Source organism: Ruminococcus sp. 5_1_39BFAA (assembly GCF_964240875.1).
In the GTDB taxonomy this organism is placed as follows: Bacteria; Bacillota; Clostridia; order Lachnospirales; family Lachnospiraceae; genus Blautia_A.
Genome location: NZ_CAXSVO010000004.1, coordinates 191,878 through 217,154 on the forward strand (window position 1 = coordinate 191,878; position 25,277 = coordinate 217,154).

Genomic DNA, 25,277 nt, shown 5'->3' on the forward strand with positions numbered 1-25,277 from the left:
TCCTTTTCCTGCATTAAACTAAAAAAAGTTGTGAATATACTTTCGGAGGTAATGATCCATGAGCATTAAAATTCCCATTGAGACTTCAGCCCGGCATATCCATATTTCCAGGGATGATTTTGAGACCCTGTTCGGAAAAGGTGCTGAACTGCATTATATAAAAGAATTAAGCCAGCCTGGGCAGTATCTTTGCGAAGAGCGGCTGACAGTCAAGGGGCCGAAAGGGGAGTTTGCAAATATGGCTATTCTGGGGCCATTCCGAAAAGAGACACAGGTGGAGCTTTCCCTTACGGACACACGAAAAATCGGTCTTCCGGGAGTGATCCGGCAGTCCGGCGATATTGCAGATACACCGGGATGCACGCTGGTCGGTCCTCTTGGAGAGCTTTCCATTGACAAGGGTGTGATCGTCGCCAAGCGCCACATACATATGACACCGGAGGAGGCTCTTGCCCTTCGTGTCCGCGATAATGATGAAGTGTTCGTGCTCACCAAGAGCTACGGAAGGGCGCTGATCTATGCAGACGTAGTTGTCCGGGTAAACTGGAGCTTCCGTCTTGCCATGCACGTGGATACGGATGAAGCAAATGCTTTTTCCAGCGATGCAGAGCCATACGGTGTTGTGGTAAGATTTTTTGACGATAACTACAGCACAGACAAATGGATTGAGGATGTATTATCCGGTATTCACAGATAGTTGCATTTTCGCCCACTTTAGCATATTAAAAGGCAGCCTCCCTTTCGAGACTGCCTTTAATATTCTCTCTTTTACTGCTGGATTCCAATGGTAGAACTCAAAAGCTCCTGAAGGGAATTGGTTACCGTAATGCCGGTGAAACCGCTGTTCTCATCAGCAGCAGTTCCTTCGGTATCTGCCGGATCGGAACTATAGTCACTCACCTCCACCGCATCGGCATAATTCACACCTGAGAAAATACTCTCCTCGGATTCGAAAATTCCCTGCAGACCATTTGTTACATATACATTGCTTGGCGGAATCTCCGCATTTCCTTCTGCGTCCACTGTGATAGTATCCATATCGCCAAAGGCGGACAGATTGGACTGGATCAACTCCTGAAGACTATTGGATACGGTCACGCCGCTTGCAAAGTAAGGCTGATCGCTGACTGCGCTGCCGCTTGCCTCCATTGCTGCAACCTGCTCATCCGTAGGATAGAAGGACGGCTGACGGATATAACGGAAGCTTGCACTGTATGCCTCTCCTACTGTGACACCGTTTTTGCTGGAGGAACAGTGAACTGCGATCCAATCTCCTGCATCCGTTTTTCCCACGAGGATTCCTACATGGTTGTCGCTTCCTGCCTCGGGGCCCCGCTGGAACACAAGGTCTCCCGGCTGGGCATCTGCCTCGCTGACCACGTTTGCCTTTACCCACTGGTCGGAGGTTCCGCTGCCAACGCTTGCGATCATCGCCTGGTTCTCATAACCATTGATCACAGACCATGTTACAAAACCGCTGCAATCAAGTCCATATGCTCTCAATGTACCTGTACTTTTGCTTCCCTCTGCTGTAACCTGGGACACAGATCCCCAGCTCGGATCTTCACCGATAACTGTGGATTTTCCTCCCCAGAAATAACCAACCTTTCCCACAAGAGAATAGGCGGCAGCGATTACGTTTACACGCTCCTCAGATACATCGTCCCCTACGCTTTCCCGCACAAAGCCTTTTGCCGCTGTAACGGTAGCGCAAAGAAGCTTACAGTCTGTTTCCAGATATTTTTTCAGGACTGCACGCTCAGATTTCGGGATGCTGTTTTTCTTAATATAGTAGTTAATGTGATAATTACCATATGTTACCTTTGTAATACTTTCTTTGTCACGAATCACTGGATTCATCTCGGCAAAAATAGCCGCCAACGCGTCCTTACTGGATGCGTCCAGTGTATAACTCTCCGCTCCCTGCTGATTCTGTTCATATACATAGATAGCGAGAATATCCTGCCAGTTACGCACAAGGAGAGAATCAGCAGAGGTTGTCACTCCTCCTGTCATATCGGAAGCATCCGTCAGACCATTTTTTGCCTTGTATTCCTTCTCGATTTCGTCCATAACTGACGCAAAATCCTCAGAAAAAGTCAACTGGTAGTTTTCCTGAAGGCTGTTCAGATAAAACTCCTTGCCTGCGTGAAGATTGGAAACCATGTTGGTATAATACATGGGCATTCCATTGACAACATCCACCTTGCTGCCATCCACAAAGTCTTCCTCTCCCGGCTGTGCAGCCTCTGTTCCAAGCTTGTCCATGATTTTTTCCATGGAAACAAGAAGGTTATAATTTGTGACCTTTGCCTTCTCTTCCGCTGTGAAGGAATCGTATGTAGCCCGAAGAGCCTCGATCTCCGGCTTGCTTTCGATCGTAAGTGTCGTTTTATGTAACGCATCGATTCTATTAATCAGATCCTGCACCTTTTCTTCACTGGTGGGCGCAGGAGTCGGAGTCAATGTTGGTGTTTCTGTGACTCCCGGCGTAGGCGTCTCCTCTCCCGGCGTGGGACTGGGTGTCTCTCCCGGCGTAGGCGTCGGTGTCTCCTCCCCCGGTGTAGGACTGGGTGTCTCTCCTGGCGTAGGCGTCGGTGTCTCCTCTCCTGGTGTAGGACTGGGTGTCTCTCCCGGCGTAGGCGTCGGTGTCTCCTCTCCTGGTGTAGGACTGGGTGTCTCTCCCGGCGTGGGAGTTGGTGTCTCTACCTCTCCCGGTGTGGGCGTAGGCGTTTCCTCTCCCGGTGCGGGGCTCGGTGTCTCTGCCTCTTCCGGCGTAGGCGTCGGTGTTTCTACGTCTCCCGGCGTAGGAGCGGGATTTTCTGTCGCTTCCGGCTGCGGTGTTGGTGTAGGTGTAGGGGAAGGTTTACTTTCCTCCGGCACTATGGTAACCACAGGTGTCATATTGGAACTGTCTCCAAAACCATCTTCTATCCGGTCTTCTGACTCAAATGCCTGTCCTGTCTCCGAAGCAAAAGAAACCGTCGGAGCGGATAGTACCATAGCAGAAATCATCGTGAAGCAAAAACATTTTGTCAGATACTTGTTTTTCATATATAAAAGGTACTCCCTTCTTTCCTTGGACATCCCTTTACTCCCCTCTATAAAGGTATGTGAAACTGCTAAACACGGTTTGCTTAAAATACTAACTTTGTCTATTGTATCATATTAAAAATTTGAAATCAACTGCTGCTAAAATATCTGCCCGCGATTTAGAAAATTTTCATTTTTTCTTCACAGATCATACCCACTATCCTCTATTATTTTGATCCCATATTTCTCCAGATCCACCCTGCCATCCGCCACGTGGATTCCTTCTTCCTCCAGTAATTTAGCCTGAGCTCCGATCCCGCCAAAGGCAAACTCTCCCGGCAGTTCTCCCCTGGCATTCACCACTCTGTGGCACGGTATCAGACCCGGAGCAGGATTTTTACGCAGTGCATTCCCAACTGCCCTTGCCATTTTCTTATCCCCGGCAAGTTCTGCTATCTGACCATAGGTTGCAACCTTACCTTCCGGAATTTTTCCGACCGCCTCATAGATCCTTTTAGATGGGCTGTCTGTGACAAGATCATAGCTTTCTGCTATCATCCTCTTAATATCATTATCCGGAATTGTTCCATCTAAAATGATCGTATTCCAATGCTCTTTATTCTGATGCCAGCCAGGAATCACAGATTGATAAGCGCTTCTCCAAAAATCCCTCCACTCAGGAGACACCTTTACATTAAGATTGATATATCCGTTTCTCTCGTAGGTCCAAAGAAAAGCCTTTTTATTTCCCTTGACCCTTACAAGCTGCCAGTTGGGATCATGAAACGGAGCCTCCTGATATGTATCCGGAAATGACAATCCGTATGCCAATGCCTCTTCTCTTGTTTTCAATACCTGACCACCTCCGCATATTCATCCAATAGTCTTTTCATAAAAACAAGGCTGCAGCTCAATCGCCGCAGCCTGATCATACAATTTTAAACCGCCAGGGGCATCGTCCCTTCTGCATTAAGATGCCTTGCACAAAGCTGGATAATACCCTGAACCGCCTGAAAGCAAACCATCAGAATATAATTAATATCTTCCGTGATATTACGTTTTTTCCGAAGATAGCTGAAATGACTGATCCTGATGAACTCTGTCAGATCAGCAAGAGATTCAAAATATATGGGCTGGAATGCATGTGCACTGGCAGCGCCGCTCTCTATATAGTCCTTCAGACGTTTTTTCAGGAGTTTTTCATATTTGTTATGCTGGTAAAGACTTCCTGTATAGGTTCTGTTGTGGGGAAAGGTAAAATAATCCGCCAAATAGTGCATTACCTCACCAAATCTGCGCCAGTAAACTCTTTCCTTACCTTCGCTTGGACTGTGCTCCGTCAGCATTTTCATCTTTTCCTGGATTTCCTCAAAGGTTCCGAAATACTCATGCTTTTTTGTAATAAAACTCGGCTTGATATCCGGAAGGATACTGCCCAGGCAAAATGCTTTCCTATGGGACTGAAGACTCTGCTCCAAAGCCATCTGATCCGCAAGATAACGGGCTAACAGTATATGGGATTTTTTACGCAATGTGCTCCTCCTATTTCGTGCTTTCTGTCTTCTGTCACCATATTTAATATAACAGAAAGGCAATGAAATTTCAAAATAAACTTTACATAATGTTTCAATAAAATTTATGTCGAAAAACATCATAATGCACAAATCACGCTTCAAAAGAAAACTTATATGGAAGATGATACCTGTCGCGAAGAGCGATAAACTCCTTCTGCACTGCCTCCCCAATGGGAACCCCTTTATCTTTTCGCTCCTGCCAGACCAGATACTCCTTTTCTCCAGCCGTATAGATTCTCTCCTCCCCCGGTGCCTTTTGAGAAGCGCGCAGGCTGCGCAGGATATCTCCGCAGGTCTTTGCAAAGACCTCTTTTCCCATAAAAGCTTCTGTATCTATGGCAATAAAGAAATGTCCCAGATGGTAGGGCTTTTTCTGTCCCTGCTCATCCATACCGCTAAGATGCTTCAAAAAGCTTCCGGCCTGGAGTGCCGCTGATAAGATTTCCACAACTGCTGCATATCCATACCCTTTATATCCTCCAAGCTCCTCCCCGATTCCCCCAAGTGGTGTAAGCGCGGCAGTTCCGTCTGTCAGCCCTTTCAGGATCGCGTTGCTGTCCGTCATGGCACTTCCATCCCGTCCAATAACCATTCCCACAGGAGTATCTTTTCCGCTGCGGGCGTAATACTCGATTTTTCCCCGCTGGGTGATGGATGTCGCACAGTCAAGCACAAACGGAAATTCCTCATCCGTAGGCAGGGCAAAGGTAAGCGGATTTGTTCCCAGCATATTCTCCACACCAAAGGTAGGCGCGATGGACGGTCTGGCGTTGGTGCCTGTTATGCCGATCATCCCTTCCTTTGCAGCCATCATTGCCCAGTAGCCGGCAATACCATAATGGGTGGAATTTCGCACAGCCGCCATTCCCATTCCGTATTTTTTTGCCTTTTGTATAATACGGGTCATGGCTTTATGGGATGCCACCATTCCCATGCCGTCATGGGCATCCGCCACAAGGGTGGTAGGGGTTTCCCGGATGATTTCAAACTCCGTGACCGGCTTCTGGATACCCGCCTCGATCCTGTCTATGTAGATCGGCTTAAACCGGTTTACACCATGGCTTTCAATACCCCTGCGGTCGCTTTCCATCAAAACATCCGCGCAGATCTCCGCGTCCTCCTTCGGCACGCCCACTGCCGTAAAAATGTCCACCATAAATCTTTCCAGCACATCCCATGATACATAAGGTCTTTTTTCTTCCATAAGCCTTGTCTCCTTTTGTAAAAGCTTCCCCAATTGCTTTTTCAGCTTTCTTTTTTATCCGGACGGACCTCACAGTCTTTCCGGTAAAAAGAAATGCCATAACAGGTAATATTCCGGTAGCCCTCCGTTCTAAGCTCCTGAATATATCCCCTGTCATGAATTTGTTCCACAGCCGCTTCCGCGTCCTTTTCCAGGTCGCTCTTCCTTAATTTACAGAACCAGCTTATATGTTGGCAAAATCAGGCGTTCCGATCATATCATACGGCGTAGCCTGGTATACGTAATAATTAAGCCAGTTTGTATAAAGATTGTTGGCATGGGCGCGCCACATAAGCAGCGGCTTATTCTCAGGATCGTTATCTTTATAGTAATTTTCCGGAATATCGATGGGAAGCCCCTTGCTCATATCGCGCTTGTATTCCCCGTCCAGGGTAATGCGGTCATATTCCGGGTGGCCCATCACGAAAATCTTCCGACCGTCGTCAGCCATGGCAAGAAACAGCCCGGCTTCCTCAGACTCTGCCAGCACGGTCAGCTCCTTGCAGGCATGGATATCCGCAATGGGAACCTCCGTATGTCTGGAATGAGGTGCCAGAAACATGTCGTCAAAGCCTCTTACCAGCGGGATTTTCCTGTTCAGGACCTTATGCCAGAAAAGACCAAACATTTTAGAATCAAGAGGCTTTTTCTGAAGACCGTAATGGTGGTAAAGCCCTGCCTGTGCTGCCCAGCACAGATAGATTGTGGAGGTTACATGAGAATCTGTCCAGTCCATGATCTCCACCAGTTCCTTCCAGTAATCCACTTCCTCAAATTCCATCTGCTCTACAGGTGCACCCGTAATGATCATTCCGTCGAATTTCTGATGTTTCAGCTCGGAAAAGGTCTGGTAAAACTTGTTCAGATGGCTCATGGAAGTGTTTTTGGACTCATGGCTTTCCACAGTCATGAAGGTCACATCCACCTGCAGCGGCGTGTTGGAAAGAGAGCGAAGAAGCTGAAGCTCTGTCTCCTCCTTCAACGGCATCAGGTTCAGGATCAGAATCTGTATGGGGCGGATGTCCTGATGCAGCGCACGGTTCTCATCCATCACAAATATATTTTCTTTTTCCAGAATCTCCTTTACTGGTAAATCGCTTTGTATTTTAATCGGCATTTTTCAGTCCTCCTTTTTCGTAAATATGCTCGTTTATGCCTCAGTCAGCTTCAAAAAATCCGTTTCTGACAAAATGGGAATGCCCAACTCACGGGCTTTTTTATTTTTTGAGGAAGTGGACGTTGTATCATTATTGATAAGATAACTTGTCTTTTTTGTTACAGACCCGGTAACCTTTCCTCCTCTTGCTTCAATGAAAGCCTTTACCTCGGAGCGGTTGGCAAACTGCTCCACACTTCCGGTGATCACAAAGGTCAGCCCTGCAAAAACCTGTTCCTGGCTGCTTTCCTCCCTGCGTAGCCTGAGATGCCCCATTAGATGATCCAGCTTCCTGTTATTCTCTTCATTTTTAAAATATTCCACCAGATTTTTGGCAATAACAGGACCGATTCCCTCAATGGCACTTACTTCCTCTTCGTCTGCCTCGCGGATTTTTTCCAGATCGTCGTCAAAATATCTGCAGATCACTTTTGCATTGGCAAGTCCGATGTTTGCAATTCCCAGACTGTATATCACCTTTGCCAGAGTAGTATCCTTTGCTTTTTCCAGGCTCGCCATCAGGTTTTCAAAGGATTTTTCCCCGAATCCCTCCATGGCAACGATCTCCTCGCGATGCTTGTCTATCTCAAAAATGTCCCCAAAGTTATGGATAAACCCTTTTCCGATAAATTTCTCCAGGGTTGCTTCGGAAAGTCCGTCAATATTCATAGCATCACGGCTTGTAAACAGGGTAAACGCCTTTATCTTTTTTGCCACGCAGTCCGGGTTGGTGCAGTAAAGGGCCTCCACCTCGTTCTCCTTTTTGACCCGTGCCGCGCCGCCGCATGCAGGACATGTATCCGGAATCGTCAGATTTCCGCTTCTTGTGAGATTTTCCGCTATCTGGGGAATGATCATATTCGCCTTGTACACCTTTATGGTATCTCCGATGCCAAGCTTTAGTTCCTTTAAAATGCTGATATTGTGGACACTTGCCCGGCTCACGGTGGTTCCCTCCAGCTCCACAGGCTCAAAGATCGCCACCGGATTGATCAGTCCTGTACGGGATGGACTCCATTCGATCTCCTTAAGCCGCGTCTCCCGCATCTCATCCGCCCATTTAAATGCAAAGGAATTCCGCGGAAATTTTGCCGTAGTTCCCAGGGATTCTCCATATGAGATATCGTCATAAACCGCCACAAGTCCATCGGATGGGAAATCATTTTCTGACACGGCCGTGGAAAAATACTCCATCGCCTCATCCAAATCGTCACTGGTAACCGCTCTGTATTCCACCACATCAAAGCCCTGTGCCTTCAGCCAAAGAAACTGCTGTTCCCGTGAATTTTGGAAATCGACACTCTGCTCCGCTGCCACTGCTTCCGACAACGGCTGGCAGCTCACCAATGCAAAGGCGTAAAAACGAACATTTCTCTTTGCCGTAATCTCGTTATTCAACTGGCGTACGGAACCGCTGCAGAGGTTTCTGGGATTTTTATATTTTGCATCCACATCCTCAATTTCTTCGTTAATGCGCTCAAAATCCGAATAAGTGATGATCGCCTCACCACGCAGGATAAGTCTTCCTTTATAGGGGATCTTAAGCGGGATATTTTTAAATACTCTGGCATTGTTGGTGATGACCTCTCCTACCACACCGTTTCCCCGCGTTACAGCTTTTAAAAGCTCGCCATTTTCATATGTGAGCACAATCGTAAGACCATCCAGCTTCCAGGACAGCAGCGTTTTATGCTCTCCTATAAATTCCCGGAGCACTTCCCGCTCCTTTGTCTTATCCAGGGAAAGCATTGGGCTTTCGTGTGCTTCCTTCGGAAGCTGTTCCAGTGCCTCATACCCTACCTTTACGGTGGGACTGTTTGCCAGAACGGTGCCTGTTTTCTGCTCCAGAGCCACCAGCTCGTCGTAAAGCCTGTCGTACTCCAGATTGCTCATGATTTCCCGGTCTTCCTGATAGTAAGCCTTTGCCGCTTTGTCCAGTATTTCTGACAGCTCTTTCATTCGATGTAGGGAATTTTCCATGATGTCCTCCTGATTCTATTACAGTTTCGCTGGATGAGGCAGCTATAGCCTGCTCCAGATTTTTCCATTCTTTTTCTGTGATTTCGCGGTAACCGCCTTCATGCAGTCCATCCAGTGTCAGATTCATGATCCGCACCCTTTTCAGTGAAATGACCCTGTACCCAAAATATTCGCACATGCGGCGAATCTGTCGGTTCAGCCCCTGAGTAAGAATAATACGGAAGCTTCTATTTCCGGTTTTTTCCGTAAAGCAGGGTCTTGTCACCGTGTCCAGAATGGGCACGCCGGAAGCCATTTTTTTCATAAACTCCTGATCCACCGGCTTATCCACCGTTACCAGATATTCCTTTTCGTGGTAATTTCCGGCACGCATGATCTTATTTACCAGATCGCCCTGATTGGTCAGAAGGAGAAGCCCCTCCGATTCTTTGTCAAGGCGCCCTATGGGATAAATGCGGATGGGGTAATTCAGAAATTCCGTAACGGTAGTCTCCTGCCTCTGCTTCTTTGTACTGCACACAAGCCCCCTGGGTTTGTAAAATAAAAGCAGAACCTTCTTTTCCTCCTTTTTTACAGCTTTTCCATCCACATATACCAAAGAACCGGGCAAAAGCTTTTCCCCGGGAAGAGCCACATGCCCGTCTACTGTAATGCGGCCTTCTGCTATAAGCCTGTCTGCCTCACGCCTGGAACAAACTCCCGCCTCACTCAAATATTTATTGATACGGATCTCTCCGCTTTTTTCTTTTTCCGTGTCCTGGCATCCAGCCAGATTTTTGTTTTCGTCCATTGTTTCATTATATATTTTTTTCACAGTATCTGCAAGGCTATTCTTGGTTACAGTTTAGCCCAGGACTTTGCACTTGTAATTTCCTGTCGTATATTGTATGATTGAGTTACATTTCGCGGATGCTGTTCCGCGTACGAATTACATATATAAAGGAGGAATTATATGCCAGGCCGTAAACAACGGACAAACAAAGCTCTGGCGCTCCTTGCCGTCTTATTATGTTTGGGATGCGGAACGACCCTTACACAGTCCTCCGCCACCACTTCCCCTATAAGTGACAAGCAGATGCCGGATATGTTCGTAGCCGAAAATGTGGATGATTCCGCAATCAAATCGGATGGTACTGTGGCAGAAAATACAGACCCAGGCGGGCAGGATGTACCGGCTTCCCCGGAGGTTCCTGTGGAAACGCCTACTCCCGAGCCAACACCCACCCCCGTTCCCCAGTCAACACCGCCGGAGACTTCCCCGGAAGCCGCGTCCGGTGTATGGACACCGCAGGGCAGCAACTGGTACTTTATGGTCAATGGAGTAGCGCTGACAGGATGGCTTACGGATACAGATGGTCATCGGTACTATTTTGATGCCAACGGAGTGATGCAGACAGGATGGCTGGAGGCCGACGGGAACCGTTACTACCTGAATGCGGATGGGGTAATGCAGACAGGTGATGTGGTAATCGAAGGACAACTTTATCACTTTGGAGCTGACGGCGCCCAGCAGGGCGATCCCACTCCTGTTCAGGATGGTGAAGTTCAGCCAAAAACATTTGCCTACATCAGTTCCACCGAACCTCCGGCTGCGGAGGCAACGCCGGAAACTATACCGGATGCTGCCGCTGTTGAGCCGGAAGCTGTACCCGACGCCGCTGCCGCCGATCCGGAAGACTCTCCTGACGCCGCTGCCACCGATCCGGAAGCCGCATCCGATGCTCCTGCCGAGCAGCCGCAGGAACCGCGCAAAAAGCTTGCCCTCACTTTTGATGATGGGCCAAGCGACTTCACAGACAGGCTTTTGGACTGTCTGGAAGCAAATAACGCAAAAGCAACTTTTTTCCTTGTAGGAAAGGAGATCCTGAATTTCCCGGAGCCGCTTTCCAGAATGGAGGCTTTAGGCTGCGAGATTGGGAATCATTCCTATGACCACACAGACTTTACCACACTTTCTGCTGAAGGAATCAGCAGTCAGCTTTCCCAGACTGACCAGGAAATCACCAATCTTGTAGGACATGCTGCTACCGTGATCCGCCCGCCTTACGGCGCCATTAACGACACGGTTTCAGCCGCCACAGACAGGCCTATGATCCTCTGGTCCGTAGACACACTGGACTGGGAGACACAGGATGTGGACCAAACCGTCCAGAATGTATTGGACAATGCACAGGACGGAGCCATCATTCTGATGCACGATATTTACAAAGCCACAGTAGATGCTGCTGAAATCCTAATCCCCAAACTCATTGAACAGGGATATGATCTTGTCACCATCCACGAGCTTGCCGCTGACAAAGGGATCGAACTGCAGCCCGGAGTTTCCTACGGAAGCTTCACCGGCTGATTTTCCTATCCCTGACAGCCAAAAAAGACGTTGGAACGATCCAACGTCTTTTTTATTATCACTTTTCTTCAAGAAGGCTTCCATGCACGAATGCTTCCTGCCCCTCATATTCAATTTGAATCCACTCACCGCTCTGACCTTTTTTCTCCACCTCTGTTCCTGCATCAAGCCCGCCGATAATCTCACCGTCACTGCTGGCTTCTGCACGAACATTACAGCCCTTGGTAACTGTCATCATCGTACCGTCCGGAGCTGCCGGAGTGGTACTTGCGTCTTCGCCAAGACCATCGAGAAATGCAGCCAGATCAGCATCCTGCTCCTGTGCGTCATCATACTGCTTCTTAATATCCGCAGTCAGCTCTTTTACATCGTCATCCGACTCCAGTTCTTCCGTATAAGCAGTAATCTCCGCATCATCATACGCAGCACCGTTAATCTTCCAGTTGCCTTCACTGTCCTTAGACACATAGAACTGTGTCAGTGCCGGCACCTTTGTCTCGATACCCTCGCAGATATAATAAAAGCTGACGTACACCACATAGGACTCTTCATCCATACCCTTCTTGGTATAAACATCGCTTACCTCATACCCTTCAATATAATCCTTTGCATTGGTGATTCTTGACTCATCAGACGGCGGAAGATTGTCTACCAGAGTCTTCAGCGTTGCAATATCTTTTTCCCCCAGAGCCTTGTAATAGCTCTCTATCAGTGAGGTAATCTCTTCATTACCCGTTTCCATGGGATTGGCGTCTTTCTTCCCGTCAGTCTCCCCATCTTTTGCCGGAGAAGAAGGAACATTTCCCTGGTTGTTGTCGGTTGTTACCTGCTGTGTATCCCCGTCCGCATCAGAATTACCCTTCTTACTTCCGATACAGGCACGGACACCGAAAAACAGGACAACACAGATTAACAGAATCGCTCCGCCCAGCATAAAATAGCGAAGGTTATCTGATAACCATTCTCTGAAATTATCCAAGTTCTTGTCCTCCTTATAATACAACGCACCGGAACGCCCAACCGTTCCAGGCAACACACCTGAAGGGAATCGAACCCCCGCACATGGTACCGGAAACCACTGCTCTATCCACTGAGCTACAGGTGCATATGTGCAAATTTAATTTCCTAACCCCAGGAATCAAACCTGCCACTAAGTGCGTGTCACTTGATTGTGTATGAAATTGTCAAAGTTGTACACACCTAAACTGTAATTAATATTACCACAAACTCCTTTAATTGTAAAGTTTTTTTATTTTCAGAAAAAAAGAAAAAATTTCCGCCAAACATCCGGGCAGCAGACAGCCTCCCATTCTTTATGGATATTTGGCGGATCTTTCCTATGGCTCAGCCAGCCTATTCATTTAAGTCCGAAAACCGCTGTTTGATCACAGCCAGTACAAGCAGCATCAGGACAATACCAATCGGCAGACAGATAAAAGCATTCTGCACAAATCCCGCGATGATGTAAGTCACAAAGGAAACGGCTGCCGCTACGATTGCATAAGGAAGCTGTGTCGATACATGGTTTACGTGATCGCACTGTGCTCCTGCTGATGCCATGATCGTAGTATCTGAAATCGGTGAACAGTGGTCACCGCATACAGCACCTGCCATGCAGGCAGAGATGGAGATGATCATCAGGTTCTCGTTTGTATTTGCGAATACATTTACTACGATCGGAATCAATATTCCAAAGGTTCCCCATGAAGTTCCTGTCGCAAAGGCCAGGAAGCAGGCTACTAAAAATACAATAGCCGGAAGCAGCTTCATCAGGCTTCCCGCAGAGGACTGTACCAGATTTGCTACAAACTCAGCCGCACCCAGGCTGTCCGTCATAGCCTTTAAGCTCCATGCAAAGGTCAGGATCAGGATTGCCGGAACCATGGCTTTAAAGCCGTCCGGAATACACGCCATACAGTCACGGAAGGAAAGCACCCGGCGGATCATATACAGGATAATGGTGATCAGAAGACCAAAGAAGCTTCCCAAAACAAGTCCCACAGAAGCATCACTCTGGGAAAATGCTGTTACAAAATCTGTTCCGCTGAAAAATCCTCCTGTGTATATCATTCCGATTACACAGCAGATCACAAGGGAAAGGATCGGGATCAGAAGATCTATAACTTTTCCCTTCGGGTTTCCTTCTCCCTCCTCTGCAGCAGCATAAGGACGTGCTGCGGTAGTAAACAGGTCGCCCTTCAGCGCATTGGACTCATGAACACCCATTGCACCAAACTCCGCTTTCATAATAACCATACCCACCATCATCACGATCGTAAGCAGCGCGTAGTAGTTATAAGGAATAGCACGCACAAATATGGACATACCATCCTCCCCCGGCACAAAACCGCTGACTGCTGCTGCCCAGGAAGAAATCGGTGCAATGATACAAACCGGAGCCGCCGTAGCATCGATCAGATACGCAAGCTTTGCACGGGAAACATTGTGCTTATCTGTGATAGGACGCATAACACTTCCCACGGTCAGACAGTTAAAATAGTCGTCAATAAAAATCAAAACGCCCAGAAGGATCGTGGCAAGCTCTGCTCCCACGCGGGTCTTGATATGCTTGCTGGCCCAGCGCCCGAATGCGGCAGAGCCTCCGGCACGGTTCATAAGACATACCATCGTTCCCAGAATTACAAGGAATACCAGAATACCCACATTGTAGCTGTCAGAAAGAACACTGATGATACCATCGCTGAAAATGTGGTTTACAGTGCCCTCAAACTTAAAACCAGAGTAAAACAGCGCGCCCACCAGGATTCCAATAAACAGAGAGCTGTATACTTCTTTGGTGATCAGCGCCAGTGCAATTGCCACAATAGGCGGAACCAACGCCCAGAAGGTTGCATACATTGCAGGCTGCTCTGAAGCCTCCTCTGCTGCCAAAACAGTCATTGGGCTGACCAGAACTGCCATCAGTGCTGTCATAAGGAACACTGACAGTTTCTTACGGTTACTTTTCATTATCGATTTCCTCCCTCTTTTGCTGATACAAAATAAGCCATGAAGCACGCTCCGCCAACTGGAGCATGTTCATGGCTTATGGTCTTCCCATGTTTGATACCTATGATAGCGCTCCACAACAGTGACAGTACGCCGCATATTCTGCGTCATCCCAGAAGTCCGCCCTTTGGCTGGTGAAGCTTCTTCGGCAGTTTCCCCTTTCTTCGCCGGACGGCCCGCCAAAAGCCTGTCTGCCCGGAAATACTCTTGAATCCTGCACCTCTATCTTATTTTTGTATTCAGTTAATATAAAGATGAATCTACTGTATCAGCTTTTTCCCAAAATAGCAACCCTTATTTACTATTTCCTCATTTTTTGTCACATATTGTCACTTATTTTCCCAGTCAAAACGATACACCACATAATTCTCCGTCTGGGCTAGCGCCTCGCACCCTGCCTTCTTCACGAAATCATGCTTTGTGTTATTGACCGGAACCACCAGATAATCGGTCTTTGTCCTGCTGAGAACCTTTTTAAAAAAGCTGACCTTTACATTATCCTTCTGCTCATAGAGCACATCTACAATTGCCTTCTGACGCTTAAACCTGCGGCTGTCCTCATTAAAACTTCCCACTACGGTACTGCCCTGCAGATACAGCACGATATTCCGCTCCAGCACAAGCCCAAGGGACGGGTCATACTGCCTTGCCACAGAATTCAGCTTATTGTCAAAGATCACTCTGGGATTCTCTTTTTCGCTGTCTGAATGGATCACATCACACACCGCCCGCAGATCATTGGGAACCTTGTACAGATTCTCTGTCATGGAAAAGCCCTTTACCACTCCCTGAATGGGAATTCCCGCCACCATGATCACAACCGCCAGCACCAATACTGCCGCTGCCCTTGAAAGCCTTTTCTTCAGGGAAAAAACAAGGCGCACAGCATAATACGCCACCCCCGGGATTACCGGAAGGATCCAGATAAACCTGTAATATTCCGTTTCAAAATCCAGCCTGGGAATCACCATTTTTACCAGAATGGGATTGTACACAGTAAGCACCAGAAACAATGTCTCATACAGAAAAACTCTGGGAGCCTGGTCCCTGTGCCGAATGATCGTCCACACCAGTCCCGCCAGGAATAAAAGGGGAAAGAGACAGCTTCCCCAATATGTCTCCATGCAGACCTTCACAAAGGAAAGTCCCAATTCTTTTACCGTTACTCCAGCCATAAACGCTCCTGTCTAAATTATGATCGCCCTGCTGCTGCCTTTTTCCTAACACCTCATTCTCCTCAGGCAGCCTTCAGGGTAATAAGCTTCAGCGCTGCGCACAAATATATCCCTGCATGAATGATATTTGGCAGCATACACAGTATATAAGGAATCAGCTTTTTCCACTTTCTCTTTATAAGGATCAGAGGCAGCACCCCTGCGCTGATCGCCGCCGGATAGATGATCGCAGAACCGGAAAAGCAGACTGCACTTGCACTGACAAGAAACAGCATGATCCATACATTCCGTTCTTCTCCCGGTACGGCAGGCAGGCATTTCTCTGTTCCGATTCCTGTGGTCTTTTTCTCATTCCAGAGCTGCCACAGCCAAAGTGCGGCAAAAAGCGCCACCGGAATGGAAATATTCGCCAGAAGCATTTTCCCTTCATAGGAACGGGTGAAAAAGAATGCTCCTGACATATAAATAGTATCTGAAAAAAGATTCAGCAGGCATACAAAGCAGATCATCAGATCCGCCTGTTTTTTTCCGCCGCGGAACAATTTCTTTCCAATCTGGTAAACCGTCAGATTTGCTACCAGCACATTGATGGCAGACATCACGACCTTGCACTGGATCAGAGCCGGAAGGCCCAGCAGATTGCACCATACTGCGTTATTCATAGGAAACGCAGACAAAATGTATCTTGCCTGAAATTTTTTTAATGCGTTCCCGGTAAAAGGATCAAACCGTCCCAGCGTTCCCGTATACACCGATGTGCTCACTGTTCCCACATAATAGGCCGCATCCTGGGCGACATCCTGAAAAAGCACCACGATCAGGCATTGCAGTCCCACCGCCGCAGCCGCAGCTAGAATCCATACCGAATGCTCCCTTCGGATTTCTCCTGCTGCTCCTATAAGTCTTGTTTTCCACTGTCTATGCAGCAATGCCACAGCAGCACACACAAGCACTGCCATCAGAACAGCCCAGACAATGGTTAAAACCTTTAAGGGCACCAACGCCAGCGTCATAGGCACAGCGATCAGTTCAAAGAGGGCAAAATATGCCAAAAATCCCAGTACCACCGCAAGGGATGCCTCGGCCTTCATTTTCAGTCCATACATCACAAGGCTTCCGATGCAGAAAAATACCGCAAGCTGCAGAACCATTCCTGCAGCAGCCACAATCAATTCTCGCATTCTACTCTTTCTCCAGTTTCTGTTTCAAAATTCCCATTGCAATTTTTTCCGGCAGAATGGGAAGCTCCCGCACACGCACCCCGGTAGCATTGTAGACTGCATCTGCAATGGCCGGACAAGGCGTATCGATCACAAGCTCTCCAATAGATTTTGCTCCAAAAGGACCGCTTTTTTCATAGCTGCTCTCAAATTCCACTCTGATGTCCCCGATATCCAGTCTGGTGGGCAGCTTATATTGCATAAAGGAATTGTTTCGGATTTTTCCCTTGTCCGTATACTGTACATCCTCGGTGAGCGCCATGCCAATACCCTGGACAATGCCGCCCTCCGTCTGAACTCTGGCAAGGTTCGGGTTTATAGGGGTTCCGCAATCCACAACAGCCACATAATCCACCACATGAACGCTTCCTGTCTCTGTGTCCACTTCCACTTCCGCAGCGCCTGCCATATAGGGAGGCGGTGATATGGTTGAGGAAAAGCTGGCAGTCACCTGCAGCTCCTGACAGTTTCCGCAAGTTCCCTGAAGGGCAATATCCCGGAGAGATACGCTCTTTTCTCCACAGGAAACCTTCTCACCGTCAAACTCCACATCTTCCGGTACTGTCTCCAGCATTTTTGCTCCAAGAGCACAGATTTTTTCCCGCAGTTCCTCACAGGCACGGACTACCGCATTTCCTGTGGCATAGGTAGTGGCAGAGGCATAGGAGCCGGAATCATATGGCGAGATATCGGTATCCACTCCAAATACCACTACCCTGGAAAGCTCGGTTTCCATACAGTCAGCCGCCATCTGCGCCAGTATGGTATCGCAGCCTGTACCCATATCGGCACAGCCAAGTCCCAGCGTGTAGGAGGCATCCTCGTTTAATTTCATGGTTGCACCGCCCACATCCACGCAGGCAATGGAGGATCCCTGCATAGCCATCGCCATGCCTACGCCTCTTACCTTGCCGTTTCCCATATCACGGCATGGATATTTCTCATCCCATCCGATCATTTCCTTTGCCCTTGCAAGGCAGCGGTCCATGGCGCAGCTTGCTGTGTGAGTCAGATTTCCATCATATCCGTACATCTGCTCACCCTCCAGCGGCATATTCAGTTCACGGATCTTATATGGATCCATGTTCATTTTATGGGCAAGCTCGTTAATAGCAGATTCCACAGCATAAATACCCTGGGTCGCCCCATAGCCTCGGTACGCGCCGGATGCCTGTACATTGGTATACACCACATCATAGCAGAATCGGTACGCTTCCAGATTTCTGTAAAGGGCAATGGCTTTATGACCAGTCAACCCTACTACAGTAGGACTATGGTCGCCATAGGCTCCGCCATTTGAAAGGGCATAAATATCAATAGCCTTTACGATACCATTTTCGTCTGCACCTGCCCGAACATGGACCTCCATCTCATGACGGGGCGAAGCGCAGATCAGGGACTCATATCTGGAGTACACGATTTTGGACGGTCTTCCTGTCTTCCATGTCACAATTGCCGGATAAACCTCACAGATAGAAGTCTGCTTTGCCCCGAAACCACCGCCAATGCGCGGCTTGATCACCCTCACCTTAGAGGATGGGATATCCAGCGCTCTTCCCACGATTCTGCGGATATGGAATGGAATCTGTGTGGAGGATACCACATTCAAACGTCCGAAATAGTCCATATAACAGTAGGTACGGAAGGTTTCCATCATGCTCTGCTGATCTGCCTTTGTATGATAAACTTCATCCACCGTATATTTACATTGTGAAAGAACCTCCTCCACATCATTCATTTTTTCAGTTGCGGAGGCAGCAAGATTCCGCTTGTTATCCGCACCTACCGGAATCTTTGACTCCCAGTCCTCCTCCGGATGGACTAAGACCGGATTGTCCTTTGCCGTGTGCATATCAAGGACGGGCGTTTCCACGCGATATTTTACCTTAATCCTTTTTAATGCCTTGTCAACCGCTTCTTCTGTCTCTCCTGCCACGATCGCTACCGGATCTCCGATAAAGCGCAGATGCTGATCCAGGATCAGTCTGTCATAGGGGCTTAATTCCGGATAGGTCTGCCCTGCTGTGGCAAAACGCTTCTGCGGCACATCCTGATACGTCAGCACACAGGCGATCCCCTGGATCTTTTCCGCTGCCGATGTGTCGATCTCCTCCACCCAGGCATTGGCGTGGGGACTTCTTAAAATCTTTATGAGCAGGCAGTCCTTTGGAGCCAGATCATCCGTATAAACCGGCTTTCCGGTCACCAAAGCCATCGCATCCTTTTTCGGTACCGGCTGGTTTACAAACTTCATGCGTCCCCCTCCTTTTCCTGTGATCTTTTATATTCCAGATATTTCAGAATGCTTCTGGTCTGTCCCACAAAGCCGGAGCAGCGACAGAGATTTCCTGCCAGATATTCCCGGATCTGCTCTTCCGTAGGGTTTTCCAGTTCTTTTAGCATGGCGAAAATGTTCATGATAAAACCAGGGTTGCAAAAGCCGCACTGCTCTGCCCCCTCTCCTGCCAAAAAGGTGCCGAATTCTTCTGCTTCCTTCTGCATTCCCTCCAGGGTGACAACTCTTTTTCCATCTATGCGTACAGCCAGAGTGGAACAGGAAAGCACGGGACGCTCTTCCACCATAACTGTACAAAGACCGCAATTCGCTGTTTCGCAGCCTCTTTTTACGCTTAAGCAGCCCAAAGAACGCAGAAAGTCCAGAAGCATGGTATCCGGCTGTACCTCTTCCTCACGTTTCACGCCGTTAAGCCAGAAACTAATCTTCATCCTTCATCCCTCCTATTGCTTCCAAAGCTCTTTTTGTCAGAACCTTTACAAGAAGGCTTCTATATTCTCCCGAAGCCCGCATATTTCCGGCAGTAGGTACATTTTCCCACGCATACAGAGCAAATTTCTCAGCCGCCTGACGGCGTTCCTCCTCATTCATGCCGGAAAAGCCCTCCAGAATTCCCTTTTTGTCCTCCAGGATCATAGCGCGGGAGGGTCTTGCCCCATATACGGTACAGACTCTGTCCCCTGACACAGATACTGCACAGGTAAGCACCGGAAAATCTGTCTCTGTGTTTCTCTGGCTTATGTATACGGTTTTATGAGCTGTCTTTTTCACGATCACATTCACCAGAATATCGCGGTCTTTTGGCATTTCCGCAAATTCCGCAAGGGGGATGATCCCTCCGTGATACAGCTCTACATACGTATCCAGCGCCAGAAACATGGTGAGCACATCGGAAAATCCGTAACGTCCCCAGATACTCCCTCCCACTGTAGCGCAATTTCGAAACTGCACACCTACGATATGGCGCAGACTCTCTCTCATGGCTCCCTGTGTATAGGCATTTAATCCTTCATGCAGCTCCAGATCACGCAAAGGTGTCATACAGCCGATAACGAATTCTTTATCTGTCTCTTTTATAGTGTCAAGTCCCAGTCCTGAAAGGTCGATGGCTGTGGATACATTTCTGTTTCCCATTTTCAGCCAAACCATCCCGCCCAGAATGCAGGCTGTTCTTTTTCGGTTTTGCTCATATGCTTCTTCCAGGCTTTGTGCCTTTACATAATTTTTTATTTTCAGCATCCGTCTCTTCCTTTCTTTTTCCGTAAGTATAACAAGAATCCGGCCAAATTTCCATAGAAGTTGACCGGATTCTTATAATTTATCTGAGACAGGATTTTACTTTTCCAATTCCAGAACCACAAACTGATAGGCGGAAAGAAGGATTTTCTTTCCCTTATCTGTAAAAATGCCATGCTTTAAATTATTTAAGAGCACATTTAAAGCCTTTTCCGGAAGGTCCACCACCCTTTCCTCATTCTGGAAATTCCCCAGGATCAACAGGTGCTTCTCTCCCACACGTTCATACGCAATGAGATTTTTCTTTTTTTCCAGATAAGGGCGGAACTCTCCATAAACCAATGTTTCGGAATACTGTGGATCCTTTCTCAGACGGGTAAGCTTTTTGTAAAAGGAAAGAACGGAGCCCTCATCCTTTTCCTGTGCCTCCACGTTAATATCCATGTAATTGGGGTTTACATGAAGCCACGGTTTCCCTGTGGTAAAGCCTGCATGTTCCCTGCTGTTCCACTGCATGGGTGTGCGGGCATTGTCACGGGAAAAGGCGGATGCTGTTTCCAGGGCTTCTTCCTGGCTTTTTCCCGCTTCCAGGGCAACCTGATACTCGTCAAGGGTACTGATGTCATCGATTTCCCCTTTGTCCGTAAATTTCATGTTCTCCATACCGATTTCCTGCCCCTGGTAAATAAAGGGCAGACCCTTCAGCAGGAAATAGACGCCTGCAAGAAGCTTTTTGGACTCATCGCACAGATCCTGAGGAAGGATGTAATGGCTCACACCCCTTGGCTCGTCATGATTTTCAATAATATTGGAGATCATACCGATTCCGCTGATCTTTTTCTGCGCCTGGAAAATACAGGACTTGTATTCCTCGGGAGTGAGATATTTCCTGGAATCATACCAGCCCTTGGCACTCTTTCCGTAACAGGTTTCACAGAAATCGAACATGGTAGAAAAATAGCCGCCTTCCCCGATAAAATCCTTCAGCTCCTCATCCTTTGCGTTAAATACTTCACCCACTGTAAAGGCATTATATGGTGCAAAGGCTTTTTCCTGCATTTCTCCCAGAAAATCTCCTACTCCGGTTGCGTCAGCCAGCATATATCCGATGGGACTTAAGCCGTCCTCCCTGTCAACCGGGTAATCTGCAAAAGGAAGCTTTTTCTTTATATTAATGATTGCGTCAATGCGGAATCCGCCCAGACCCTTTTCCATCCACCAGCGGATGTTTTTATATACCTCCTCGCGAACCTCCGGATTTTCCCAGTTCAGATCCGGCTGTTTCTTATGGAAAACATGGAGATACTGCTTATCGGGATGACCGGGCAGCGGCTCCCATACCGGGCCGCCGAAGTAGCTTCTCCAATTACATGGAAGGGGTTCTCCCTCTTTCCTGTCCTGAATGTAAAAAAAGTTTCCGTACTTTCCGTCAGGGTCCTGGATCGCTTTTTGGAACCACTCATGCTCATCCGAGCAGTGATTTACCACAAGGTCCATCAGGATATACATCTCTCTCTTTTTTGCCTCCGCGATCAAACGGTCCATATCCTCCATGGTGCCGAAACGGGGATCGATCTTATAATAGTCGGAAATGTCGTATCCCTGGTCCGCCAGAGGCGACTGGTAGATCGGGGAAAGCCACACAATATCCACACCCAGGTCCTTTAAATAATCAAGCTTTGAGATGATTCCCGGAATATCTCCAATGCCGTCCCCATTGGAATCGTAAAAGCTTTTTGGGTAAATCTGATATGCCACCTTGTCATGCCACCACTGTTTTTTCATTGCTGTAAATCCTCGCATTTATCAAAAATTCAAATCGCACTCTATATTAGCCTGAATATCTCAGCACGTCAATAGGTTTTTTCTTGTGTTTTGCTCTGTCTGGATCTCCTTTGAATTTCGCACAATTCTCCTTTAAATATTTCGAAATTTTTAGGAGTTTTTCTGGTATTTTTCAAAAAATCGTGATATAATCTTATAAAAGATCAGAAAATATATATTTTATAAAACCGCAGGATATTAGGAAAGCGAAAGGAGGGTTCGGATATGAGTAAACGAATCATTACCATAAACCGTATGTACGGAAGCAACGGGCGTATCATCGGCAAGACCCTTGCAGAAGAGCTTGGCATCCATTTTTATGACAAGGAACTGATTGAAATGGCAAGCCGCGAAAAAAACATTCCCTTTGATGAGTTTGCCAAAGTAGACGAGAAAAAAGCCAACCAATGGCGTTTTCCGGTAGACCAGGAAATTCAGATGAATTCCGAATATCATTTTATCCCTATGAATGATGTTCTGTTTGACCTACAGAAAAAAATCATTCTGGATCTGGCTGAACGTGAAGAATGCGTGATCGTAGGCCGCTGCGCGAACCACATCCTGAAGGATAAAGCCCTCAGCGTGTTTATTTACTCTTCTCTGGAGGATAGGATTCGTACCGTGATAGAGCGTACCGGACGCGAGGAGAAAAGTGCTCGGAAGCTTGTAAAAAAGACAGACAAGGAACGCCGCTCCTACTATGAATATTTTACCGATGAATCATGGATGGATATGACGCAATACGACCTCTGCATCAACAGCGGACGATTTACAAAAGAGCAGATCATTCAGATGATAAAAGAAAGCCTGTAAACGGACACCTGCTTTAGACAATTGATATGTTCTGATACAACGCTCCCACAGCCGCGAGACCTGCTGCTGCGGGAGCGTTTTGGCGCAAGTTTACGCAAAGGCGCACACTTTGTTTATCATTTTCTGTCTTCCAGATACTTTTTCAGAAATCCGTATATCTGGTTTTCTGTAGGCGGACAGCCTTCCAGATGATGCGAAAAGTTTCTCGTACAGTGTCCAATGCCGAGCTCTCCCGTTTTTCCCCGAAAGCCCTGACCGATGCAGATTTTTGTGTCCAGCTTATCAAACAGGCCGTCCTGCTTCAGCATTTCCAGCGCAGGGATGAGGTAGCCGTAGCAGGCACTGCAGGATTCCACCTCCTCCACCGCATCCGCAAGCTCCACGACCTTTCTGGATTTCGGTATCTCCCCACCTCCATCCGCTCCGCAGATACGGATATCAGCCTTTGAAATATCACCGCAGCCAACCCCCAGCGCCTCCGCCATCTCAATATATGGTACCTCTGATACCTCATAATGCATCATGTGACATACATAAGCATCCATCAACACCGGGTCACGGCCTGCCAGGATCCGGTTCATCACCACAGGATTTCCTCCGTCCTCAAAATCAAGATCTCCGCAAATATTATCGGTTACAATAAAATCCTGACGGATCCCAACGCCCAGATGAGCAATGGGCTTATGAAGCCCCATTGCATGGAAACGTCTTTTTTCGGAGTTTGGGATAAGTCCCTTCATATTCTTCAGCGCACAGGTGATTTTGGTCTGGCAGTGTCCCTTCAGCACAGGAACATTGATGAGAAAATCAATGTTTTCCACTGCAGCGCAGAGATTTAGCTTCATTCCGCCGCAATCCCTGGAAATACTCTTCTCCTTCTGCATATCAAGGAAAGGAACTCCGTATTTCTCGGAAAGCGCGCGGTAGCCGCACACCTCATATGCCTCAGCAGTCTTGTCTCCCACCCAGGAGCCTTCCATGATCACCAGATTTTGAAAGCCCTGTTCCTGCAGATACTCAATGATTCCTGCCACGACCTCAGGATGGGTCGTTGCGCCGAAGGAGGCCTCCGTAGGAGAAACCAGATTGGGTTTTATGCCAATCCTAAGCTTTCTGTCACCAATCAGCCCATCCAGTCTGCACTGGGTAAGCAGCTCCTTCGTCATGTCTGTATACTCGGTTCCGCACTTAATGTAAATCTGATTTTTTTCCATTATCCATAACTCCGAAAAATCTTATTTCTTTACCATAGCCATCTTAATGACATCTTCCCCGTGATCCCGCTGCTTTATAAACATTTCTTCTATTTTTTCCAACGGGAAGGTCTGTGTAATGAAATCCTTCGGGTCCACCACCTTTGATTTCAAAAGCTCCAGCGCGCGCGGGAACCACAGAGCCGGAACTGCATACGACGCACGGAGCTGCAGCTTCTTAAAATGGAAATCATTCGCATTGAATGTGATGTCTCCATGCTGCATATCAATTCCTAAAAATCCGATGATACAGCCGTAAAGGGCAATCTTAAATGTTTCCGGAATCACTGCCGGTGCACCCGTTATCATGATCTTGTTCACGCCGCCTCTTGGGAAAGGATAATCTGTCAGTTTAGTCTCAGATGTAATGATCACGTCTGTTGCCCCAAGCTTTTTCGCAAGGGCGATCCGCGCCTGGGAGCGGCTGCTTCTCTGAACAGCGTAAATATTTCTTGCTCCTGCTGCTTTTGCAAGCGCGATGGTCATAAGCCCGATGGGACCAAGTCCCACTACCGCCACATCATCGTTCAATTCAATTCCTGTGGTGTAAAACAAGTCCATGGCAACCCCAAGCGGCTCAGAAAGGGCAGCTTCCTCAAATTCCAGCCCGTCAAAAGGTACAAGCGCCTGCTCCGGTACCACCATATAATCTGCATATCCGCTGATTTCCAGGTCATCGATCACACTGATGCCATTGGTACAGATATCCGGTCTTCCGTTCCGGCAGTTTTCACATACATGGCAAAAGGTTCCGCTCTCTATGATCACCTTTGTCCCCGGCTGGAACCTGGATGCGAAAGGACCGTTCTTTACCGTCACGCCTGCGATCTCATGCCCAAAGCTCTGGAAGTCTTCCGCATCTGTGGCTGCAGTATGCATATCCGTCCCACACACTGCACATGCGCGCACATCCAGCAATACCTGCCCCTCGCCCGGCTCCGGAATTTCTGTCTCTCTGATTTCAAACTGAAATGGTGCTTTTACATATACAACTCTCATTTGCTGCCTCCTGCTTTTGTTTTCTTAATACCATCATAATAAGCAAGCGTACCACTATTTCTAATGGTACGCTTATCCTATTTCATTTCATAATCCGGCTGCCGTCAGCCATTACGGAA

General features: G+C 47.8%; 20 protein-coding genes, 1 tRNA gene, 1 pseudogene and 1 riboswitch. Of the genes and pseudogenes, 3 read left to right on the forward strand and 19 right to left on the reverse strand.

Annotated features, from left to right (window positions below):
* Positions 1–58: 58 nt before the first annotated feature.
* Entirely contained in the window at positions 59–697 is a 639-nt protein-coding gene (gene pduL / locus ACESZH_RS07825) for a phosphate propanoyltransferase (RefSeq protein ID WP_373214079.1), read from the forward strand.
* A gap of 71 nt (positions 698–768) precedes the next feature.
* Here the strand turns inward: pduL and ACESZH_RS07830 are convergent, their stop codons facing one another.
* From ACESZH_RS07830 to ACESZH_RS07865, 8 genes and pseudogenes are all read right to left on the reverse strand, one after another.
* Positions 769–3,054, reverse strand: a complete 2,286-nt coding sequence (locus tag ACESZH_RS07830; RefSeq protein WP_373214080.1) for an NlpC/P60 family protein — start codon at positions 3,052–3,054, stop codon at positions 769–771.
* A 180-nt stretch (positions 3,055–3,234) separates the two neighbouring features.
* Positions 3,235–3,885: a methylated-DNA--[protein]-cysteine S-methyltransferase gene (locus tag ACESZH_RS07835; protein ID WP_373214083.1), complete on the reverse strand. Its 651-nt coding sequence runs from the start codon at positions 3,883–3,885 to the stop codon at positions 3,235–3,237.
* 86 nt (positions 3,886–3,971) lie between these two features.
* Positions 3,972–4,565 carry a zinc dependent phospholipase C family protein gene (locus tag ACESZH_RS07840; protein ID WP_373214085.1) on the reverse strand — a complete coding sequence of 198 codons (594 nt, stop codon included), beginning with the start codon at positions 4,563–4,565 and terminating at the stop codon, positions 3,972–3,974.
* A gap of 133 nt (positions 4,566–4,698) precedes the next feature.
* Positions 4,699–5,811 (reverse strand): Ldh family oxidoreductase, encoded by a 1,113-nt coding sequence (locus tag ACESZH_RS07845; RefSeq protein WP_373214087.1) that lies wholly within the window; start codon positions 5,809–5,811, stop codon positions 4,699–4,701.
* A gap of 41 nt (positions 5,812–5,852) precedes the next feature.
* Positions 5,853–5,981: a hypothetical protein gene (locus ACESZH_RS07850; protein ID WP_373214090.1), complete on the reverse strand. Its 129-nt coding sequence runs from the start codon at positions 5,979–5,981 to the stop codon at positions 5,853–5,855.
* A 53-nt stretch (positions 5,982–6,034) separates the two neighbouring features.
* The gene (gene metA, locus ACESZH_RS07855) at positions 6,035–6,967 is read right to left on the reverse strand and encodes a homoserine O-succinyltransferase (RefSeq protein WP_373214091.1); all 933 of its coding nucleotides are present in this window, start codon (positions 6,965–6,967) and stop codon (positions 6,035–6,037) included.
* A gap of 33 nt (positions 6,968–7,000) precedes the next feature.
* The gene (gene ligA, locus ACESZH_RS07860) at positions 7,001–8,986 is read right to left on the reverse strand and encodes an NAD-dependent DNA ligase LigA (protein ID WP_373214094.1); all 1,986 of its coding nucleotides are present in this window, start codon (positions 8,984–8,986) and stop codon (positions 7,001–7,003) included.
* A gap of 88 nt (positions 8,987–9,074) precedes the next feature.
* A pseudogene (locus tag ACESZH_RS07865) lies at positions 9,075–9,776 on the reverse strand (pseudouridine synthase); the annotation flags it as partial.
* 162 nt (positions 9,777–9,938) lie between these two features.
* On the opposite strand from ACESZH_RS07865, the gene ACESZH_RS07870 reads away from it, so the two are divergent.
* Positions 9,939–11,333, forward strand: coding sequence for a polysaccharide deacetylase family protein (locus ACESZH_RS07870; RefSeq protein ID WP_373214097.1), 1,395 nt, complete (start codon positions 9,939–9,941; stop codon positions 11,331–11,333).
* A gap of 58 nt (positions 11,334–11,391) precedes the next feature.
* Here the strand turns inward: ACESZH_RS07870 and ACESZH_RS07875 are convergent, their stop codons facing one another.
* The 9 genes from ACESZH_RS07875 to ACESZH_RS07915 form a co-directional block, all read right to left on the reverse strand.
* Positions 11,392–12,312, reverse strand: coding sequence for an SH3 domain-containing protein (locus ACESZH_RS07875; RefSeq protein WP_373214101.1), 921 nt, complete (start codon positions 12,310–12,312; stop codon positions 11,392–11,394).
* A 54-nt stretch (positions 12,313–12,366) separates the two neighbouring features.
* Positions 12,367–12,438: transfer RNA gene (locus ACESZH_RS07880), tRNA-Arg, on the reverse strand.
* A 248-nt stretch (positions 12,439–12,686) separates the two neighbouring features.
* The gene (locus ACESZH_RS07885; protein ID WP_373214104.1) at positions 12,687–14,303 is read right to left on the reverse strand and encodes a Na+/H+ antiporter NhaC family protein; all 1,617 of its coding nucleotides are present in this window, start codon (positions 14,301–14,303) and stop codon (positions 12,687–12,689) included.
* A 98-nt stretch (positions 14,304–14,401) separates the two neighbouring features.
* Positions 14,402–14,575: riboswitch (Lysine riboswitch) on the reverse strand.
* A 96-nt stretch (positions 14,576–14,671) separates the two neighbouring features.
* A complete protein-coding gene (locus ACESZH_RS07890; RefSeq protein WP_373214106.1) occupies positions 14,672–15,517 on the reverse strand; it encodes a hypothetical protein in 846 nt (281 codons plus the stop codon).
* A 62-nt stretch (positions 15,518–15,579) separates the two neighbouring features.
* On the reverse strand, positions 15,580–16,698 hold the full coding sequence (locus ACESZH_RS07895; protein WP_373214109.1) for a DUF6077 domain-containing protein: 1,119 nt from the start codon (positions 16,696–16,698) through the stop codon (positions 15,580–15,582).
* Position 16,699: 1 nt separating this feature from the next.
* Positions 16,700–18,991, reverse strand: a complete 2,292-nt coding sequence (locus tag ACESZH_RS07900; protein ID WP_373214112.1) for a xanthine dehydrogenase family protein molybdopterin-binding subunit — start codon at positions 18,989–18,991, stop codon at positions 16,700–16,702.
* Entirely contained in the window at positions 18,988–19,464 is a 477-nt protein-coding gene (locus ACESZH_RS07905) for a (2Fe-2S)-binding protein (protein ID WP_373214115.1), read from the reverse strand. Before ACESZH_RS07905 ends, ACESZH_RS07900 begins: the two co-directional genes overlap by 4 nt.
* Positions 19,454–20,272, reverse strand: coding sequence for a xanthine dehydrogenase family protein subunit M (locus ACESZH_RS07910; protein WP_373214118.1), 819 nt, complete (start codon positions 20,270–20,272; stop codon positions 19,454–19,456). The genes ACESZH_RS07905 and ACESZH_RS07910 overlap by 11 nt, the downstream gene beginning before the upstream one ends.
* Before the next feature lie 96 nt (positions 20,273–20,368).
* Positions 20,369–22,054: an alpha-glucosidase gene (locus tag ACESZH_RS07915; protein ID WP_373214121.1), complete on the reverse strand. Its 1,686-nt coding sequence runs from the start codon at positions 22,052–22,054 to the stop codon at positions 20,369–20,371.
* A gap of 264 nt (positions 22,055–22,318) precedes the next feature.
* On the opposite strand from ACESZH_RS07915, the gene ACESZH_RS07920 reads away from it, so the two are divergent.
* Positions 22,319–22,906, forward strand: coding sequence for an AAA family ATPase (locus ACESZH_RS07920; RefSeq protein WP_373214124.1), 588 nt, complete (start codon positions 22,319–22,321; stop codon positions 22,904–22,906).
* Positions 22,907–23,022: 116 nt separating this feature from the next.
* Here ACESZH_RS07920 and ACESZH_RS07925 read toward each other — a convergent pair whose 3' ends face one another.
* Together ACESZH_RS07925 and ACESZH_RS07930 are read right to left on the reverse strand one after the other, a co-directional pair.
* On the reverse strand, positions 23,023–24,120 hold the full coding sequence (locus tag ACESZH_RS07925; protein WP_373214127.1) for a DUF362 domain-containing protein: 1,098 nt from the start codon (positions 24,118–24,120) through the stop codon (positions 23,023–23,025).
* Between the two features lie 21 nt (positions 24,121–24,141).
* Positions 24,142–25,158, reverse strand: a complete 1,017-nt coding sequence (locus ACESZH_RS07930) for a zinc-binding dehydrogenase (RefSeq protein WP_373214130.1) — start codon at positions 25,156–25,158, stop codon at positions 24,142–24,144.
* Positions 25,159–25,277: the final 119 nt, after the last annotated feature.

What these genes read in the sequence shown, in the direction of transcription:
- ACESZH_RS07830 (WP_373214080.1), bottom strand. Translation starts at nt 3,054, where the DNA reads ATGAAAAACAAGTATCTGACAAAATGTTTTTGCTTCACGATGATTTCT.
- ACESZH_RS07870 (WP_373214097.1), top strand. Translation starts at nt 9,939, where the DNA reads ATGCCAGGCCGTAAACAACGGACAAACAAAGCTCTGGCGCTCCTTGCC.
- ACESZH_RS07845 (WP_373214087.1), bottom strand. Translation starts at nt 5,811, where the DNA reads ATGGAAGAAAAAAGACCTTATGTATCATGGGATGTGCTGGAAAGATTT.
- ACESZH_RS07885 (WP_373214104.1), bottom strand. Translation starts at nt 14,303, where the DNA reads ATGAAAAGTAACCGTAAGAAACTGTCAGTGTTCCTTATGACAGCACTG.
- ACESZH_RS07890 (WP_373214106.1), bottom strand. Translation starts at nt 15,517, where the DNA reads ATGGCTGGAGTAACGGTAAAAGAATTGGGACTTTCCTTTGTGAAGGTC.
- ACESZH_RS07900 (WP_373214112.1), bottom strand. Translation starts at nt 18,991, where the DNA reads ATGAAGTTTGTAAACCAGCCGGTACCGAAAAAGGATGCGATGGCTTTG.
- ACESZH_RS07895 (WP_373214109.1), bottom strand. Translation starts at nt 16,698, where the DNA reads ATGCGAGAATTGATTGTGGCTGCTGCAGGAATGGTTCTGCAGCTTGCG.
- ACESZH_RS07925 (WP_373214127.1), bottom strand. Translation starts at nt 24,120, where the DNA reads ATGGAAAAAAATCAGATTTACATTAAGTGCGGAACCGAGTATACAGAC.
- ACESZH_RS07905 (WP_373214115.1), bottom strand. Translation starts at nt 19,464, where the DNA reads ATGAAGATTAGTTTCTGGCTTAACGGCGTGAAACGTGAGGAAGAGGTA.
- pduL (WP_373214079.1), top strand. Translation starts at nt 59, where the DNA reads ATGAGCATTAAAATTCCCATTGAGACTTCAGCCCGGCATATCCATATT.
- ACESZH_RS07910 (WP_373214118.1), bottom strand. Translation starts at nt 20,272, where the DNA reads ATGCTGAAAATAAAAAATTATGTAAAGGCACAAAGCCTGGAAGAAGCA.
- metA (WP_373214091.1), bottom strand. Translation starts at nt 6,967, where the DNA reads ATGCCGATTAAAATACAAAGCGATTTACCAGTAAAGGAGATTCTGGAA.
- ligA (WP_373214094.1), bottom strand. Translation starts at nt 8,986, where the DNA reads ATGGAAAATTCCCTACATCGAATGAAAGAGCTGTCAGAAATACTGGAC.
- ACESZH_RS07915 (WP_373214121.1), bottom strand. Translation starts at nt 22,054, where the DNA reads ATGAAAAAACAGTGGTGGCATGACAAGGTGGCATATCAGATTTACCCA.
- ACESZH_RS07920 (WP_373214124.1), top strand. Translation starts at nt 22,319, where the DNA reads ATGAGTAAACGAATCATTACCATAAACCGTATGTACGGAAGCAACGGG.
- ACESZH_RS07930 (WP_373214130.1), bottom strand. Translation starts at nt 25,158, where the DNA reads ATGAGAGTTGTATATGTAAAAGCACCATTTCAGTTTGAAATCAGAGAG.